The organism is Streptomyces sp. NPDC002602 (genome assembly GCF_042889445.1).
Classification (GTDB): Bacteria; Actinomycetota; Actinomycetes; order Streptomycetales; family Streptomycetaceae; genus Streptomyces.
In genome coordinates, this window is record NZ_JBIAQX010000004.1 from 274,188 (window position 1) to 290,224 (window position 16,037).

Genomic DNA, 16,037 nt, shown 5'->3' on the forward strand with positions numbered 1-16,037 from the left:
GTATTGGACGTACTCGGGCGGTCCGACAACGCAGCGAGGTGCCGTGCCGGGCGCCGTGACACGGTGAACCTTTCCGGCCACAGCACCAGGCAGTCTCGTTTGGATCACCGTGCGGACCAGATGAAGATGCCTGCGACGTGCAGTCCGGCCCGGTAGATGGTCGCGGTCTTCTCGTAGCGTGTGGCGATGCCGCGCCACTGTTTGAGACGGTTGATGCATCGCTCGACTGTGTTGCGTTGCCTGTAGGCGTCGCGGTCGAATGCGGGTGGCCTGCCGCCCTGGCTGCCGCGCCGAAGGCGGTGGCCCTGCTGGTCCGCTGGGATGGGGATTACCGCCCGGATACCGCGCCTGCGCAGGTGCCTACGGATTGCGCGCGATGAGTACGCCTTGTCGGCAAGGACCATGTCTGGACTGGTGCGGGGCCGCCCACGTTGGCGCGGGACGCGTAGTTGGTCCATGACGTCAGTGAAGGCGGGTGCGTCGCCTGCCTGTCCTGCGGTGAGGACGAAGGTCAGGGACCGGCAGTTACCGTCGGCAGCCAAATGGATCTTTGTCGTCAGTCCGCCGCGAGACCGGCCGATGGCGTGGTCGTCTGGTTCGCTGATCGGTGCCCCCTTTTGCGGGCTCCGGCTGCGTGCTGGTGTGCACGAACGATCGTGGAGTCCACCGAGACGGCCCAGTTGAGGTTGTCGTCGGCGTCGGCCTGGGCAATCAGCGCGGTGAACACCCGCTCCCAGGTGCCGTCAATGGCCCACATCCGCTGTCGGTTGTGGACGCCTCGCCAGTTGCCGTGCTTCTCCGGCAAGTGAACCCACTGCGTTCCGGTCTGGAACTTGAAGGCGATCGCGTCGATCACCTGCCGGTGATCCCGCCAGCGGCCGCCCCGCTTCGGTGTCCGGTCCGGGAGTAAGGGCTCGATCCGCGCTCACTGCGCGTCAGTCAACGGCATACCCGGGCCAACGATCAGATGATCGGAGAGTGGCGGACTAGTCGCCGGAGAAGGCAATGCGCAGCTCTCTGTTCGAGCGGCAACGCAGGCCCCAGGCCAGTAGCGTCGAGACGGCCTGGCTCTCGGCGCCTCGCAGCCGAGCAAGATCCGAACCTTCAAGCTCCCGCACCATGTGGTCCACTGCCTCACCGTGCAGCAGGGTCTCCCCGTAAGGATCGACGTCAGCCAGGGTGGGCAGCCGGTGTCGGCCCAACGTTTCCAGGGCCGCCCAGAGCTCACCATCGACGACTATCCGCTCAAGTGCCCCTGCTGCGGGACGCGGTCCTGCCTTCCGTCCGGTCCGAGCGGTTGAGACCCCGCGCCGCAGCTCGATGACGAGCGTCATCACACCCCCTCGTTGCCCCTCGGACCATCAATCTTACCGAGCAACAGCTCACCTTCATGATCCAAACAAGACTGCCTAGGTGGGCGAAGCACCAGTGGAGCGCGGACGGCAGCCCGGCGGCGGCCAGGACGTCGTCCAGGCGAGCCCATGCGGCGGCCCGCCTCCACGTGAGGTCGAACCCGGCCGACGGGACGAGGGCCGCCTCCGCGCGGTCCGGGCCCGGCAGGAGCATCGTGCCTTCTCACAGCCGGGCGGCCCAGGCGTCGAGCGGCTCCCGGTAGAAGAGGGCGTCGACCCCGGGGTGCTCGGTCAACTCCAGCACGAACAGGGCCGGCAGCGCCGGGTCCCCCTCCGCGCCGGCGAGGGTCTCGGCGAGTTACTCGGCATGCGGGTAGGCGGTGTCACGGATCAGCTCCGGCCCCAGCACCGCCGGCCCGGCATGGACCACGAGCCGTCCCCGGCCCGGCTCGGCGGCAGCGAGAGCGGCGCGCGCCTCCTCGACCCGCCCCGACGGGCCCTCGGAGAGCGCGCTGACGATCGCGATGTCGTACCGGTGGGTGGGCGAGGAGATCACACACATCGGCCCCGGTCGAACCGGGACCTGCCGCAGACCCGGCAGGTTCGCAACGCGTTCCACCGCAAGCTCCTGCAGCCGCTGCTGCACCGGATCCGCCCACGGGCGTGCGGCCTCCACCTCACCAGGGCCGATCCCGCACGCGAACTCCCCCGGCTCCCGGTCCTCGTACACCTCCGGCCAACTGGGCGCGAGCACGGTCGAGTCACCGGGTTGCCAGTCGATGGTGGTGATGTCGCGTTCGGGGGCGAGTTCGCCGCCCCGGTCGACCGTGCGCGGACCTGGGCCGACGCTGATGGCCTCGTGCACCCGGTTGGCGAGGGCCACCACCTCGACGACCCCGATCTCGGCCCGGTCCAGAGCGGAGAGGAGGGTGCCGCGTGCGGTCCAGTGGAAGGCGTGGGGCGAGGTTGACGAGCTGGAGCGCTCAGATGTCGCCGAAAGCCCAGAACAGCCCGACCTCGGTCTCGGACACCACGACCAGGCCGCAGTCCTCCCCGTAGTAGGTCATCGGCCTCCAGCCGATGGATTCACCCCCGAAGTCCAGTGTGGCGACGTGCCCGACAGAGCTGACGTTGGTGTGGCAGGTGAACGTGTCCCCGTAGCGGGCGAGGATGGTGCGGGCCATGTCCCTCAGCTCGTCGAAGCTCTCGGTGAACCGTTCGAGGTTCCGTAGGGTGCAGCCGTCGCCGGTGAGTGCGAGGAGGAGGTTCTCGGCGCTCGCACGGTCGATCTCGTGCAGCCGTTCCCCGATGTCGGCCGGGGTGAGCGGGCGGGCCGGGTCGTCCCTGAAGGACGGGCGGCAGAACGGGACGGCGGGGTGTTCCGGGGAGCGCTCGTTCGCGGTGTCGTCGAGCCCGGCCCAGCCGCGCGGATCGGGGGCGGCGCGTTCCATGACGGCGAGCACGTCGGCCCGCCAGTCCTCGTGCCTGCGCGGACCGGTGGCGATGATCGCGAACCCGTCCTCGTACAGGTGCTGTATCGCCGCTTCCCACGACGCCTGGTCGATGGACATCTTCGAAGGGCCTTTCTCATTTGCCGGGCATGGACGTCATGACGGTGAACGGAGGATTGCGGCTGCTGTCGTACTTGATCCTCGTGTCGATGCCCGTCACAACCTCCGCCTTGGCCTGCATGCCGCCCTGCTCGAATCCGGACAGCGGATCGGCAGGGTTGGTCGGCTGCTTGCTCACGCTGCGGCCGCTGGTCTCACCGGGGGGCGCCGTCCCCACGAAGGACTTCACCGCGCCGAGCCGTTGACATCGTCCCAGACCGCGCTGTTCTCGCGGGAGCGGTGGGTGAAGGCGCGGTACTGCGAGCGGGACATCCTCACCTCGCCGGGGCTGAAGGTGGTGTGGCCGCGCGAGCGGCGCTGACGCCCGGAGATCCGCGCGAGCGGCGCTGACGCCCGGAGGTCCACGCGAGCGGCGCTGACGCCCGGAGGTCCGCGCGGGCCCCGGGACGGTGTGTCCGTCCCGGGGGCCGTGGCACGTGCGGACGGGTCAGGGGCTGACCGCGAGGAACAGGTACGCGGCGAGCAGCACGATGTGGACGCCGCCCTGGAGCAGGGTTGCCCGGCCGGGGACGATGGTGAGGGCGCTCACCACCACGGTGAGGGCGAGCAGCACCATGTGGATCGGGCCGAGGCCGAGCAGCAGTGGCCCGGAGAGCCAGATCGTGGCCAGCGCGATGGCCGGGATGGTCAGGCCGATGCTGGCGATGGCGGAGCCGTAGGCGAGGTTGAGGCTGGTCTGTACGCGGTCGCGGCGGGCGGCGCGGACGGCGGCCAGGGTCTCGGGGGCCAGCACCAGCAGGGCGATGATCACACCGACGACGGCGTTGGGCAGTCCGGCGTCGGCGACCCCGCGCTCGATGGTCGGGGAGACGGCCTTGGCGTCGCCGACCACGGCGACGAGGGCGACGAGGAGCAGACCGAGGCTGATGAGCGCGGCGCGCGAGGTGGGCGGGGCCGCGTGCTCGTCCTCCTCGCCCGCGGCGGCGGCCGCCGCGGCCTCGGCCGCCTCCGCCCGGCGTCGCTTGGTGTCCACGGGCAGGAAGTAGTCGCGGTGACGGACCGTCTGGACGGCGACGAACAGACCGTAGAGGGCGAGCGAGGCACAGGCCGCGAAGGTCAGCTGGGCGGTGGAGAACTCCGGCCCCGGCTTCGAGGTGGTGAAGGTGGGCAGCACGAGGCTGAGGGTGGCGAGGGTCGCGACGGTGGCGAGGGCAGCGCCGGAGCCCTCGGCGTTGAAGACGGCGACGCGGTTGCGCAGGGCTCCGACGAGGAGGGACAGGCCGACGATGCCGTTACAGGTGATCATGACGGCCGCGAAGACGGTGTCCCGGGCCAGGGAGGCGGTCTTGGGGCCGCCGTCGGCCATCAGCGTGACGATCAGCGCCACTTCGATGACGGTGACGGCGACGGCGAGGACCAGGGAGCCGAACGGTTCGCCGACCCGGTGGGCCACGACCTCGGCGTGGTGGACCGCCGCGAGCACGGCGCCGCCGAGGCAGAGGGAGACGAGCACCACCGCGAGTGCGGGCAGATCGCGTCCCCAACTGAAGACGAGGGCGATCAGGGCCACCACGGGGACCACGACGGTCCAGTCGGTCAGGGGCGATCTGTGCGTTGCCGTACTCATATCAGCCAAGTTGCCAGAAGTGTCCGCCCGGTGCGGCCCAACCCCCGCTCTCAGGGCCTTGACGTGGCCTTTCTCACGAAGTCCCCGGGCGTGGCGAGCAGCCGTGAGACCGCCCCGGGGCGCCGGCGTCCCCCACCTCGGGGCGAGGCCCGCCGGGACCCCCAGGGGTCCCGGCGGACGTCCGGGCCGGTTCGCTTCGGGTCACATCGCGTCACATCGCGCGCGCGTGGCCCTCCCAGTACGGGTCGCGCAGCCGGCGCTTGTACAGCTTGCCGTTGGGGTCGCGCGGCATGGTCTCGATGAAGTCCACGCTCTTGGGGCGCTTGTAGCCGGCCAGTCGTCGCTCGCAGTGGCGGAGGATCTCGGCGGCGAGCGCGTCACCCGCCTCGAAGCCCTCGGCGGTTTCGATGACGGCCTTGACCTCCTCGCCCCAGTCCGCGTGCGGGATGCCGAAGGCGGCGGCGTCCGCGACGGCGGGGTGCGAGAGCAGGGCGGACTCGATCTCGGCCGGATAGATGTTGACGCCACCCGAGATGATCATGTCGATCTTGCGGTCGCGGAGGAAGAGGTAGCCCTCCTCGTCCATCAGGCCGAGGTCCCCGACCGTGAAGAAGTCGCCGATGCGGTTCTTGCGCGTCTTGCCCTCGTCCTTGTGGTAGCTGAACCCGCCGGTGTTCATCTTGATGTAGACGGTCCCGAGTTCGCCGGGTGCCAGCCGCCGCGCGTCGTCGTCGAAGATGGCGAGTTCGCTGATCGGCCAGGCCTTGCCGACCGTTCCCGGCTTCTTCAGCCAGTCCTCGGCCGTCGCGAACGCGCCCCCGCCCTCGCTGGCCGCGTAGTACTCCTCCACGCACCGGCCCCACCAGTCGATCATCGCCCGTTTGACGTGGTCGGGGCAGGGGGCGGCGCCGTGGATGGCGTGCCGCATGGAGGACACGTCGTACCCGTCCCTGACCTCCTGGGGCAGGGCGAGGAGTCGGTGGAACTGGGTCGGGACCATGTGCGTGTGCGTGCAGGCGTGGTGGTCGATGAGCCGCAGCATCTCCCGCGGGGTCCACTTGTCCATGAGGACGAGCGGGTGCCCGATGTGCAGTGAGGCTCCGGCGAACTGCAGGACCGCCGTGTGGTAGAGCGGCGAGCAGACGAGGTGGACGTTGTCGTCGAAGGGGCGGATGCCGAAGATGCCGAGGAAGCCGCCGAGGTACGTCTCCTCCGGGAGCTTTCCGGGCAGCGGCCGGCGGATGCCGCGCGGGCGACCGGTGGTGCCGGAGGTGTAGTTCATCACCCAGCCGAGGGTGCGGTCCGACGGGGGCGTTCCGGGCTGCCCGTCGAGGAGGTGCGCGTAGGGGCGGAAGCCGTTGACGGTCCCGACGGCGTAGCGCCCGCTCGCGGGCAGGCCCGCCTCGTCGGCCGCGGCGGTGGCGGCGTCGGCGAAGCGCTCGTGGGCGATCAGGACCTTGGCTCCGGAGTCGGAGACGATCCAGGCGATCTCGGGGCCGACGAGGTGGTGGTTGACCGGGACGAGGTAGAAACCGGCCTGGGAGGCCGCTAGGTAGGCGGTGAAGAACTCGACGCCGTTGGGGAGGACGACGGCGAAGACGTCGCCCTTCTCGAGGCCGGCCGCGCGCAGGCCGTGGACGAGCCGGTTGACGTCGGCGTGCAGGCGGGCCGCCGTCCACTCCTCGCCCTCGGGGGTGACCAGGACGGTGCGGTCCGGGTCGGCGGCCGCCTGGGCCCAGAAGCCGTTGGGGGGTTGTCCTTCGCTCATGCTGCTGCTCGCTCCTCTCGGGCGCCGCGCGCCTCAGGCTCGGCCGGCGATGCGGTTGATGCGGTCGATGGCGCGTTCGAAGCCGCTGGTGAGGTCGTCGAAGACGGCCTGGACACCGCGTTCGGAGTTCATCCGGCCGACGATCTGACCGACGGGCGTGCCGAGCAGCGGCTGGACCTCGTACTTCTGGATGCGGGACACGGCCTCGGCGACGAGGAGTCCCTGGAGGGGCATGGGCAGTGCTCCGGGGCCGTCCGGGGCGTCCCAGGCGTCGGTCCACTCGGTGCGCAGTTGGCGGGCGGGCTTGCCCGTGAGGGCGCGGGAGCGGACGGTGTCGCCGGAGCCGGCGGCCAGCAACTTCGCGGTGAGGGCGCGGGAGTGCAGGTCGGCCTCGGTGGTGGTGAGCCAGAGGGAACCCAGCCAGGCGCCCTGGGCGCCGAGGGCGAGGCCTGCGGCGATCTGTTCGCCGCTGCCGATGCCTCCGGCGGCGAGGACGGGGAGCGGCGCGACGGCGTCGACGATGTCGGGGACCAGGACCATGGTGGCGATGTCGCCGGTGTGGCCGCCGGCCTCGTAGCCCTGGGCGACGACGATGTCGATGCCCGCCTCGGCGTGCCGGCGGGCGTGTTTGGCGCTGCCGGCGAGGGCGGCGACCAGGACGTCGTGGTCGTGGGCGCGCGCGATGACGTCGGCCGGCGGGGAACCGAGCGCGTTCGCGAGGAGTTTGATCGGGTAGTCGAACGCGACGTCGAGCTGGTTGCGGGCGACCTGTTCCATCCAGCCGGTGATGCGCCAGCCGGAGGCCTCGCCGTCGGCCAGTTCGGGTACGTGGTACTTGGCGAGGGTGTCGCGGACGAAGGCCCGGTGCCCGGCCGGGATCATCGCCTCGATGTCGGCCTCGCTGACCCCGTCGACGGCCTTCCTGGCCGGCATGACCACGTCGAGGCCGTAGGGCTTTCCGTCGGTGTGGTCCTGCATCCAGTCGAGGTCGCGCTTGAGGTCGTCGGGAGCGGTGTAGCGGACCGCGCCGAGTACCCCGAAGCCGCCCGCCCGGGTGATGGCCGCGGCCACCGCGGGGAAGGGCGTGAAGCCGAAGATGGCGTGCTCGGCTCCCAGTTTCCTGCTCAGCTCCGTCTCCATGGGCGTGAGGATGCCGCAGCGTGGCGGTCGAGGGAAGAGATTTTCTGATGCTGTGTCAGATTCTTTGCGGGCCGGTCCGTGCGGGGGTTGCGCGGCGGGCGGGCAGATACTTCCCGAGGGTGCGACGGCGGACAGGAGGACCGGTCATGAACCAGCTCACGGGGGCGGTCGGCGGTGACGGCACGAACGTCGCGGAGGACGACGGGGACGCGGCGCGGAACGGTGACGGGTGCGCGGCGCGGCGCGAGGCGGGCGGGGCGCGACGCGAAGCCGGGGGCGACGGCGGCCGACACGACGCCGGAGGCGGCCGACGCGACGCCCCGGACGCGCGGTACGGCGGCGGGGGCACTCCGCCCGCCGAGGGTCCCCGCGACGCCGGGGGCGGCCGACGCGACGCCCCGGACGCGCGGTACGGCGGCGGGGGCACTCCGCGCGCCGAGGGTCCCCGCGACGCCCCGGACGCGCGGAACGGCGGCGCGGTCGGCGGGCGCGCCGCGGCCGGCTCCCCCGGCGGTGGGGGCGTCGGGCCGAGTCGGCGGCGCCTCGGCGCCCGGCTCCTCGCCCTCGGTGGGGTGCTCGTCCTCCAGGCGCTGCCCGGGGCCGCGGGGGCCCACGGGAACCCGGTCGAGCGGCGCGCCCTCCAGGGACTGCGGCTGCGCTACGGGTCCGCCCGTCAGGCCGGGCTGTTGGAGCGGCACCTCGAAGGAGTGGCGGACGAGGCGCGCAGGTTCCTGGGCCCCTCCCCCGAACATCCGTACTACGCGGGGGCGGTGGTGCTCGCCGGCCGAGGCCGGACCGTGGCGCTGCACCGGGCCATGGGCGACGCGGTCCGGTACGCGGACTACGACGGGCGCCTCGACCGGGTCAGGGAGTATCCGGCGGCCGAGCGGATCCCGATGGCGGAGGACACGGTCTTCGACCTGGCCTCGCTGACGAAGCTGTTCACCTCGCTGCTGGCCGTGCAGCAGATGGAGCGCGGCCGGCTGGAGTTGGAGGCACCGGTGGACCGGTACCTGCCGGAGTTCACCGGCGGCGGCAAGGAACTGGTCACGGTCCGTCAGTTGCTGACCCACACCTCGGGGCTGCGGTCCTGGGCGCCCTTCTACCAGGAGTCCACCCGTGAGGGCCGGCTGCGACTGCTGTGGTCGGTACGGCCGCAGGACACGCCCGGGACGGTGTACCGCTACTCCGACCTGAACCTCATCGCGCTGCAACTGCTCCTGGAACGGATCACCGGTCGCACTCTGGATGTCCTGCTCCACGACGAGATCACCGCTCCGCTCGGGATGCACCGCACTCGTTACAACCCACCGCTCTCGTGGCGCCGCGTCACCGCCGCCACCGAGATCCAGCGGCCGCCCTGGTCGGGGCTGGACCGGGGGCTGGTGTGGGGCGAGGTCCACGACGAGAACGCGTACGCCCTCGGCGGGGTCGCCGGCCACGCGGGCGTCTTCGGGACCGCCTGGGACCTGGCCGTCCTGGCCCGCACCCTGCTCGACGGCGGGGTGTACGCGGGTCGGCGCATCCTGCGCCCCGCCTCCGTCGAGCTGCTGTTCACCGACTACAACACCGCCTTCCCCGGCCACGACCACGGCCTGGGCTTCGAGCTCTACCAGCACTGGTACATGGGGGCCATGGCCACCCCGCACTCCGCCGGCCACACCGGGTTCACCGGCACGTCCCTGGTCCTGGACCCGTCCACCGACTCCTTCCTGATCCTGCTCGGCAACTCCGTCCACCCGGTGCGGACCTGGCGGGCCGGCAGCGCGCCCCGGGTCGCGGTCGGCAACCGGTTCGCCCGCGCCGTCCCCGTCCGTACCCGGCACGGCGGCGCGGCCTGGTTCTCGGGGAACACCCCGGGCGCCTCGGGCACGCTCACCCTGCCCCCGCTCACCCCGACCACGGCCTCCGCCCGGCTGCGCTGCGCGGTGTGGTGGGACACCGTTCCCGGCGAGGGCGCCTTCCACCTGGAGGCCTCCGCCGACGGGCAGGCCTGGGAGCCGGTGGCGTTCAGCACCGTACGGTCCACGGGCGGAGCCGCCGAGCAGTGGCCGCAGGGCACTGCCGGCGGGTGGTCGGGCCGGGTCTGGCATCGCCTCGAAGCCCCGTTGACCGCCTGGGCGGGCCGTGAGGTCCGGTTGCGCGTGCGCCACGAGGCGACCGGCCGCTACGTCGGCCGGGGGGTATACGTGGACGCCCTCCGGATCGCCGAACCGGCCCGCCTGCTCTTCGCCGAGGACCGCCCCGACGACGCCGGCCGCATCGAGGCGGCGGGGTGGACGCGTTCGGCCGACTGACGAGGTCGAGCCGGCGCGGGCCGGCGCCGGGCCGGGATGGTCGACCGCCACGCCCGGGCGCCCGCCCGCCACACCGGGCGCGGCCCGATCACCACACCGGCCCGATCACCACACCGGGCGCGGCCCGATCACACGCGGGGCGCGACCGGATCAGGCGAGTGCCGCGTCGATCATCCGGCGTACCACCGCGGTCAGTTCGGCCGGCTCGGGGGCCGGTCGGGAGCGGGCCATCGCCCCGACCAGCCGGTCGTACAGCAGACCGTCGGTCCAGGCGACGAGCAGTTCCGCGGACTCCTCGGGCCGGCGCGCCCCGAGTGCGGCGAGGATGCCCGCCGCGCGGGCCCGGGCGCCGAGTCCGGCGCTGTGGAACTCGCCCTCCAGCTCGGGGTTGCGGGCCGCTTCCAGGCTGAGTTCGAAACGGGCGAGTTGGCGGGCGCGGCCCGTGGTGAGCCAGCGGTGCAGCAGCGCGGCGAGTGCCGCCGCGGCGCTCTCCCGGTCCGGGCGGTCGGGGAGGGCGGGGGCGGCCCCGCCGTCGAAGTCGGCCAGGTCCAGCTCGGCGAGGCGCGCGTAGCAGGCGCCGATCAGCGCGGTCCGCGTGCGGAAGTAGTACGAGGTGCTGCCCGCCGACAGCCCGGCCGCGCCGTCGACGGCGCGGTGGGTCAGGCCGCGCAGCCCTCCGTCGGCCACGAGGGCGATCGCGGTGTCGGCGAGGAGGGTCCGGCGGTCGGCCGCGCGTTGAGGGGTGGACATGACCTCACTCTACAGATGTAGAGTGAGACCATTCCTCTACACCTGTAGAGGGCTCGGTGGGCGGAAGAGGTGTGCCATGACGGACAGCGGGCGTCACGCGGTCGTGGTGGGTGCCGGAATCGGCGGGCTGACCGCCGCGGTGGCCCTGCACCGCAAGGGATGGCGGGTGACGGTCTGCGAGCGCGCCCCGGAGCCGTCCACCCTCGGCGCCGGGATCGTCCTGGCGCCCAACGCCCTGCGCGCCCTCGACGCCATCGGATTCGACGCGGGTCGCGCCGCGGGCCGGACCACCGCGGCGGCGATGGGCGTGCGCCGACCCGGCGGAAGTTGGCTGAGTCGCGCCGACACCGCCGAGATGGCGGCCCGGTACGGGCGACCCCCGCTCGCCGTGCACCGCCGGTCCCTCACGGCGGCCCTGGCCGCCGCCCTCCCCGCCGGCACGATCCGGTACGGGTGCGCCGTCACCTCCGTGGAGCAGCCCGCCGGGAACGCGGGGCGGGGCGGGTACGAACGCCCCGTGGTGCGCACCGCCGGCGGGGCGGAGCCGGCCGCCGACCTCGTCGTCGCCGCCGACGGCATCCACAGCCCGCTGCGCCGCCGGTACTTCCCGGACCATCCCGGGCTGCGGTACAGCGGTGAGACCGCGTGGCGCACCGTGTTGCCGGCGGCGCCGGACGGCGTGCGACCCGTCGCGGAAGCCGTGGCGGCCGAGACCTGGGGGCGCGGCGAGCGCTTCGGCACGGTCCCGCTCGCCGACGGGCGGGTCTACGTGTACGCCACCGCCGTGGTCCCCGAGGGCGGCCGGTCGGCGGACGTCCGCGCGGAACTCCTGCGCCGCTTCCGCACCTGGCACGACCCGATCCCGGCGCTGCTGGAACGGATCGACCCGTCGGCCGTGCTCCGGCACGACCTGTACGACCTGGCCGCCCCGCTCCCCCGCCACCACCTGGGCCGCCTCGTCTGGATCGGAGACGCCGCGCACGCCATGACGCCCAACCTCGGCCAGGGCGGCTGCCAGGCGATCGAGGACGCGGTGGTGCTCGCCCACCTGGTGGACGGGCCGGACGTCGCGACCGCCCTGGCCGCCTACGACGCGGCTCGCGGCCCCCGTACCGACGCCCTTCGGGTCCGGGCCCGTCGCGCCGGACGGATCGCCGCGCTCACCCACCCCCTCGCGGTGGCGGCGCGTGACCTGGCCGTGCGTGCCACTCCGGCCCGCGTGGCCCGGCGGGCGCTGGACGACCTGTTCGACGGGTTCACCCTGCCGGAGCCGCCGGCCGCTTCGCATGCCCCGTTCGCGGCATAAAAGCGTGCCCCGGGCCGTTGGCAGTCGTTGTTGAGGTTCGATCACCGTTCGACACCGAAGGCAGGCAGCATGAGCGACATCGACTGGGACCACCCCAACGACCCCAAGCCCGGCTGGCAGTTGGACCACGTCAAGCAGTACGTCGCGTCCCGCGGCGCCGAGGGTCGGTACTGGAACGGCACCCAGACCCTCCTGCTCACCACCGTCGGCCGGGTCTCCGGCCATCCGGTGCGCACCCCGCTCATCTACGGCGAGGACGCGGGGCGTTACCTCGTCGTCGCGTCCAAGGGCGGCGACACCGCGCACCCGCTCTGGTACCGGAACCTGACCGCCCACCCCGAGGTGCGGATCCAGGTCGGCCCGAAGATCGTCCAGGGGGTCGCGCGGACCGCGACGCCCGAGGAACGCGCCGGGTTCTGGCCGCTGATGGTCGGGCACTGGCCCGCGTACGACGAGTACCAGGCCAAGACGGACCGGGAGATCCCGATCGTGGTCATCGAGCCCGTCGCCCCGTAGCGGGGGTCAGCGTCCCAGTACCGCCATGGCCGCGTTGTGGCCGGGGACCCCGCTGACCCCGCCGCCGCGCACCGCGCCCGCCCCGCACAGCAGCACGTTGGCGTACTCGGTCTCCACGCCCCACCGCCCCGCCTCGCGGCCGTCCTCGTACGGCCAGGACAGGTCGCGGTGGAAGATGTGACCGCCGGGCAGGCGCAGTTCGCGTTCCAGGTCGAGCGGGGTCTTGGCCTCGATGCAGGGCCGGCCGTCCTCGTCGAGGGCCAGGCATTCGGTGAGGGGCTCGGCGAGGTGCGCGTCGAGTTGCGCGAGGGTGCCGGCCAGCAGCACCTCGCGCGTGCCCCGGTTGTCCTTCTCGAACAGCCGGGCCGGGGTGTGCAGGCCGAAGAGGGTGAGGGTCTGGTAGCCCTGCTCCACGAGGTCCCGCCCCAGGATCGTGGGATCGGTCAGCGAGTGGCAGTAGATCTCCGAGGGCGGCACGGAGGGCAGTTCGCCGCCGGCGGCCTCGGCGTGGGCCCGGGCGAGCTGCTCGTACCCCTCGGCGATGTGGAAGGTTCCCCCGAAGGCCTCGCGCGGGTCAACCGAGGTGTCGCGCAGCCGGGGCAGCCGGCGCAGCAGCATGTTGACCTTGAGCTGGGCGCCTTCCGCCGGCGCCTCGACCGGGGGCCGGCCCAGCAGTTCCGCCAGCGCCCTCGGTGAGGCGTTGACGAGGACGGTCCCCGCGGCGACGGCTCCCTCCGACGTCGCGGTCCGGTAGGTCACCTCGGCAGGCCCGGCGCCGTCGGTGTCGATCCCCAGGGCCTCGTGGCCGGTGGCGATCTCGGCGCCGGCCGCCAGCGCGGCCTCGGCGAGGGCGTCGGTGAGCGCGCCCATGCCGCCGACGGGCACGTCCCAGTCGCCGGTCCCCCCGCCGATGACGTGGTAGAGGAAGCAGCGGTTCTGCGCGAGCGAGGGGTCGTGGGCGTCCGCGAAGGTGCCGATCAGTCCGTCGGTCAGGACCACGCCCCGTACGAGGTCGTCGGCGAAGTTCCGCTCGACCGCGACGCCCAACGGCTCCTCGAACAGCATCCGCCACGCGGCGTCGTCGCCGACCCGGTCACGCAGTTCCTCCCGGGTGGGCAGCGGTTCGGTCAGGGTCGGGAACACCGTGCGGGCGACCTCCGCCGTGGTGCCGTAAAAGGCACGCCAGTTGTCGTACTCCCGGTCCGAGCCGGTCAACCGGGCGAAGGACTCCCGGGTACGGGCCTCGCCGCCACCGACGAGCAGTCCGCCCGGCCGGCCGGCCCGCTCGACCGGCGTGTACGAGGAGATCGTGCGGCGTCGGACCTCGAAGCGCAGCCCCAGCTCGCGCACGATCTTCGCCGGGAGCAGGGAGACGAGGTAGGAGTAGCGCGAGAGTCTGGCGTCCACGCCCGCGAAGGGGCGGGTGGAGACGGCGGCCCCGCCGATGTGTCCGAGGCGTTCCAGGACCAGTACGGACTTGCCCGCGCGGGCCAGGTAGGCGGCGGCCACCAGGCCGTTGTGCCCGCCGCCCACGATCACCGCGTCGTACAGGGCCCGTCGTGGGCGCTGCCCGCCGCCCTGTCCGTCGTCCGGTCCGTCGTCCGGTCCGTCGCCCTGTCGGAAGCCCGCGGAGGTGGTCATGGTTCTTGGTAGCACACCTGGCCGAGCCGCTCCAGACAGTGTGCCTCGTCGGCGTGGGCGAGCGCGGTGTCGGGGTGTTCGTCACCCAGGGATCGTTCGCGGATGCCGGAGAGTTCCCGGTAGATGGGCAGCGCCTCGTCCCACCGGCCCAGCCGGCCCAGCCCGACGGCGAGTTCGCGCCGGCTGACCAGGGTGTCCGGATGTTCGGCGCCGAGGGTCTCCGCGCGCGCCGTGCCCACCTCGCGGGCCTCGGCCACCGCCTCGTCCCAGCGTTCCAGCCGGCCCAGGTTGACGCCGAGGACGTGCCGGGCGCGCAGGGTCTCGGGGTCGACCGCCCCGTAGGCGCGGGTGCGGTCGCGGACCAGCGTTCGCAGCAGTTCGACGGCGTCCGCGGGGCGTCCGGTGCGGCCCAGTGCGATGCCCACCTCGTAGCGGGCGGCGAGGGCGTCGGGGTGGTCGCGGCCGAGGACGCGTTCGCGTACCGCGGCGACCTGCCGGAACGCGGCCAGCGCGTCCTCCCAGCGGTCGAGTCGACCCAGCGCGTAGGCGACCTCGTAGCGGGTGAGGAGCGTGTCGGCGTGCTCGGCGCCCAGGACCTCCGCCCGGTCGGCGGCGACCTCGGCGGCGATCCGGTGGGCGTCCGCGTACCGGCCGAGGGCGCCCATGGCGCAGGCCAGGTTGTGGCGGCAGCGCAGGGTGTCGGGGTGGCGCGGGCCCATGGTGCGGGCCCGGGCGGCGAGCACCGCGCCGTAGACCTCGTACGCCTCGCGGTGGCGTCCGAGCCGGCCCAGTTCGTACGCCTCCTCCTGGCGGACGGCGAGGGTGTCGGGGTGGTCGGGGCCGAGCGCCCGTGTCCGGCCGCGGGCGACGGCCGCGTACGCGGCCAACGCCTCCTCGGGCCGGCCGGCGCGGCTGAGGGTGAACGCGCGGGTGTGCCCGGCGGCCAGCGCGTCGGGGTGGTCGGGGTCGCCCGGCTCGGGTGACGCGGCGCGCGGGAGCCCGTAGGCGGCGGTGAGTCTCGGGTCGGCGGCGGCGTCGGGTCGCACGATCGGCCGGGCCCCGTCGGCGCGGGTCGCCGTCCAGGAACCGGTGAGCACGGCCCACTCCCCGCTGGCGGGGCGGGCGTCGAGGCCGGCTTTGCGCCCGGCCGTCATACCCGCGGCCCACGCGGGCAGCGGGGCGGGGGCGCCCACCGTCCCGCCGGGGCCCAGCCGAGCCTCGACGAGCCGGCGGTGCAGGTGACGGGCGTCGCCCGGGCGGTCCTCGGGACGCTTGGCCAGCAGGTCGAGGACCAGCCGCTCGAAGTGTTCGGGCAGCTCGGGGCGGTGCTCGCGCAGCGGGACGGGGAGGGTGTCGCGGTGCCCGACCAGCACGGACCAGGAGTCGCCCAGGTCGAAGGGCGGGGCGCCGGTGGCGATCTCGTACAGCACGCAGCCGAGGGAGTAGAGGTCGCTGCGGTGGTCGACCTCGCCGCCCGCGATCTGCTCCGGGGACATGTAATGGGGGGTTCCCATCGCCATGCCGCCGCCGGTGAGCTTGGCCGTGAAGCCGATGTCGTGGGCGAGGCGGGCGATGCCGAAGTCGCAGATCTTCACCGTGCCGTCGGTGAGGCGCATGATGTTGGCGGGCTTCAGGTCGCGGTGGACCACGCCCTGGTCATGGGTGTAGCCGAGGGCCGCGGCCATCTGCTCCGCGACGTCGAGGACCACGTCGACGGGCAGCGGACGCGCCTCGTTGTCCTCCAGCAGTTGGCTGAGGTTGCGCCCTTCCAGGAGTTCCATGACGAGGTAGAGGGGCCCGCCGGCGGCGCTGTCGTCGCCGAAGTCGTGGACGACCGTCACGCCGCGGTGCTGGAGGGAGGCCGCCACCCGCGCCTCGCGGCGGAAGCGCTCGCGCAGCACCTGGGTGAAGTGGCCGTCCTGCTCGGGCCCCGGCGGCTTGAGGCACTTGACCGCGACCTGCCGCCCCAGCGACTCGTCCCGGGCCCGCCAGACCTCGCCCATGCCGCCGCGACCGATCAGGTCGAGCGACCGGTACCGGCCCTGGATCAGTCTGGACTCCGCCATGTC

14 protein-coding genes and 1 pseudogene are annotated in these 16,037 nt (G+C 73.2%); 3 read left to right on the forward strand and 12 right to left on the reverse strand.

Annotated features, from left to right (window positions below; all coding sequences use genetic code 11):
- Positions 1 to 104: 104 nt before the first annotated feature.
- From ACFYW3_RS14360 to ACFYW3_RS14400, 9 genes and pseudogenes are all read right to left on the reverse strand, one after another.
- A pseudogene (locus ACFYW3_RS14360) lies at positions 105 to 919 on the reverse strand (IS5 family transposase).
- Positions 920 to 986: 67 nt separating this feature from the next.
- A complete protein-coding gene (locus tag ACFYW3_RS14365) occupies positions 987 to 1,334 on the reverse strand; it encodes a hypothetical protein (RefSeq protein WP_389386408.1) in 348 nt (115 codons plus the stop codon).
- 376 nt (positions 1,335 to 1,710) lie between these two features.
- Positions 1,711 to 2,235 carry a hypothetical protein gene (locus ACFYW3_RS14370; RefSeq protein ID WP_389386409.1) on the reverse strand — a complete coding sequence of 175 codons (525 nt, stop codon included), beginning with the start codon at positions 2,233 to 2,235 and terminating at the stop codon, positions 1,711 to 1,713.
- Positions 2,236 to 2,335: 100 nt separating this feature from the next.
- Positions 2,336 to 2,923 (reverse strand): hypothetical protein, encoded by a 588-nt coding sequence (locus tag ACFYW3_RS14375; RefSeq protein WP_389386410.1) that lies wholly within the window; start codon positions 2,921 to 2,923, stop codon positions 2,336 to 2,338.
- A gap of 16 nt (positions 2,924 to 2,939) precedes the next feature.
- The gene (locus ACFYW3_RS14380) at positions 2,940 to 3,101 is read right to left on the reverse strand and encodes a hypothetical protein (RefSeq protein WP_389386411.1); all 162 of its coding nucleotides are present in this window, start codon (positions 3,099 to 3,101) and stop codon (positions 2,940 to 2,942) included.
- A 47-nt stretch (positions 3,102 to 3,148) separates the two neighbouring features.
- A complete protein-coding gene (locus tag ACFYW3_RS14385) occupies positions 3,149 to 3,328 on the reverse strand; it encodes a hypothetical protein (protein WP_389386412.1) in 180 nt (59 codons plus the stop codon).
- 82 nt (positions 3,329 to 3,410) lie between these two features.
- Positions 3,411 to 4,550: an ionic transporter y4hA gene (locus tag ACFYW3_RS14390; RefSeq protein ID WP_351754730.1), complete on the reverse strand. Its 1,140-nt coding sequence runs from the start codon at positions 4,548 to 4,550 to the stop codon at positions 3,411 to 3,413.
- 211 nt (positions 4,551 to 4,761) lie between these two features.
- The gene (locus tag ACFYW3_RS14395; protein ID WP_389386413.1) at positions 4,762 to 6,318 is read right to left on the reverse strand and encodes an acyl-CoA synthetase; all 1,557 of its coding nucleotides are present in this window, start codon (positions 6,316 to 6,318) and stop codon (positions 4,762 to 4,764) included.
- Positions 6,319 to 6,351: 33 nt separating this feature from the next.
- Positions 6,352 to 7,458: a nitronate monooxygenase gene (locus tag ACFYW3_RS14400; protein ID WP_389386414.1), complete on the reverse strand. Its 1,107-nt coding sequence runs from the start codon at positions 7,456 to 7,458 to the stop codon at positions 6,352 to 6,354.
- A 146-nt stretch (positions 7,459 to 7,604) separates the two neighbouring features.
- On the opposite strand from ACFYW3_RS14400, the gene ACFYW3_RS14405 reads away from it, so the two are divergent.
- On the forward strand, positions 7,605 to 9,755 hold the full coding sequence (locus ACFYW3_RS14405; RefSeq protein ID WP_389386415.1) for a serine hydrolase: 2,151 nt from the start codon (positions 7,605 to 7,607) through the stop codon (positions 9,753 to 9,755).
- A 150-nt stretch (positions 9,756 to 9,905) separates the two neighbouring features.
- Here ACFYW3_RS14405 and ACFYW3_RS14410 read toward each other — a convergent pair whose 3' ends face one another.
- The gene (locus tag ACFYW3_RS14410) at positions 9,906 to 10,505 is read right to left on the reverse strand and encodes a TetR/AcrR family transcriptional regulator (protein WP_389386416.1); all 600 of its coding nucleotides are present in this window, start codon (positions 10,503 to 10,505) and stop codon (positions 9,906 to 9,908) included.
- A gap of 76 nt (positions 10,506 to 10,581) precedes the next feature.
- Between ACFYW3_RS14410 and ACFYW3_RS14415 the strand changes: the two genes are divergently transcribed.
- Together ACFYW3_RS14415 and ACFYW3_RS14420 are read left to right on the forward strand one after the other, a co-directional pair.
- Entirely contained in the window at positions 10,582 to 11,811 is a 1,230-nt protein-coding gene (locus ACFYW3_RS14415) for an FAD-dependent oxidoreductase (protein ID WP_389386417.1), read from the forward strand.
- 69 nt (positions 11,812 to 11,880) lie between these two features.
- Positions 11,881 to 12,327, forward strand: a complete 447-nt coding sequence (locus ACFYW3_RS14420) for a nitroreductase family deazaflavin-dependent oxidoreductase (protein WP_351760096.1) — start codon at positions 11,881 to 11,883, stop codon at positions 12,325 to 12,327.
- Positions 12,328 to 12,333: 6 nt separating this feature from the next.
- Here the strand turns inward: ACFYW3_RS14420 and ACFYW3_RS14425 are convergent, their stop codons facing one another.
- Entirely contained in the window at positions 12,334 to 13,968 is a 1,635-nt protein-coding gene (locus tag ACFYW3_RS14425; protein WP_389386418.1) for a phytoene desaturase family protein, read from the reverse strand.
- The gene (locus ACFYW3_RS14430; RefSeq protein WP_351760102.1) at positions 13,965 to 16,034 is read right to left on the reverse strand and encodes a serine/threonine-protein kinase; all 2,070 of its coding nucleotides are present in this window, start codon (positions 16,032 to 16,034) and stop codon (positions 13,965 to 13,967) included. The genes ACFYW3_RS14425 and ACFYW3_RS14430 overlap by 4 nt, the downstream gene beginning before the upstream one ends.
- Between the last annotated feature and the right edge of the window lie 3 nt (positions 16,035 to 16,037).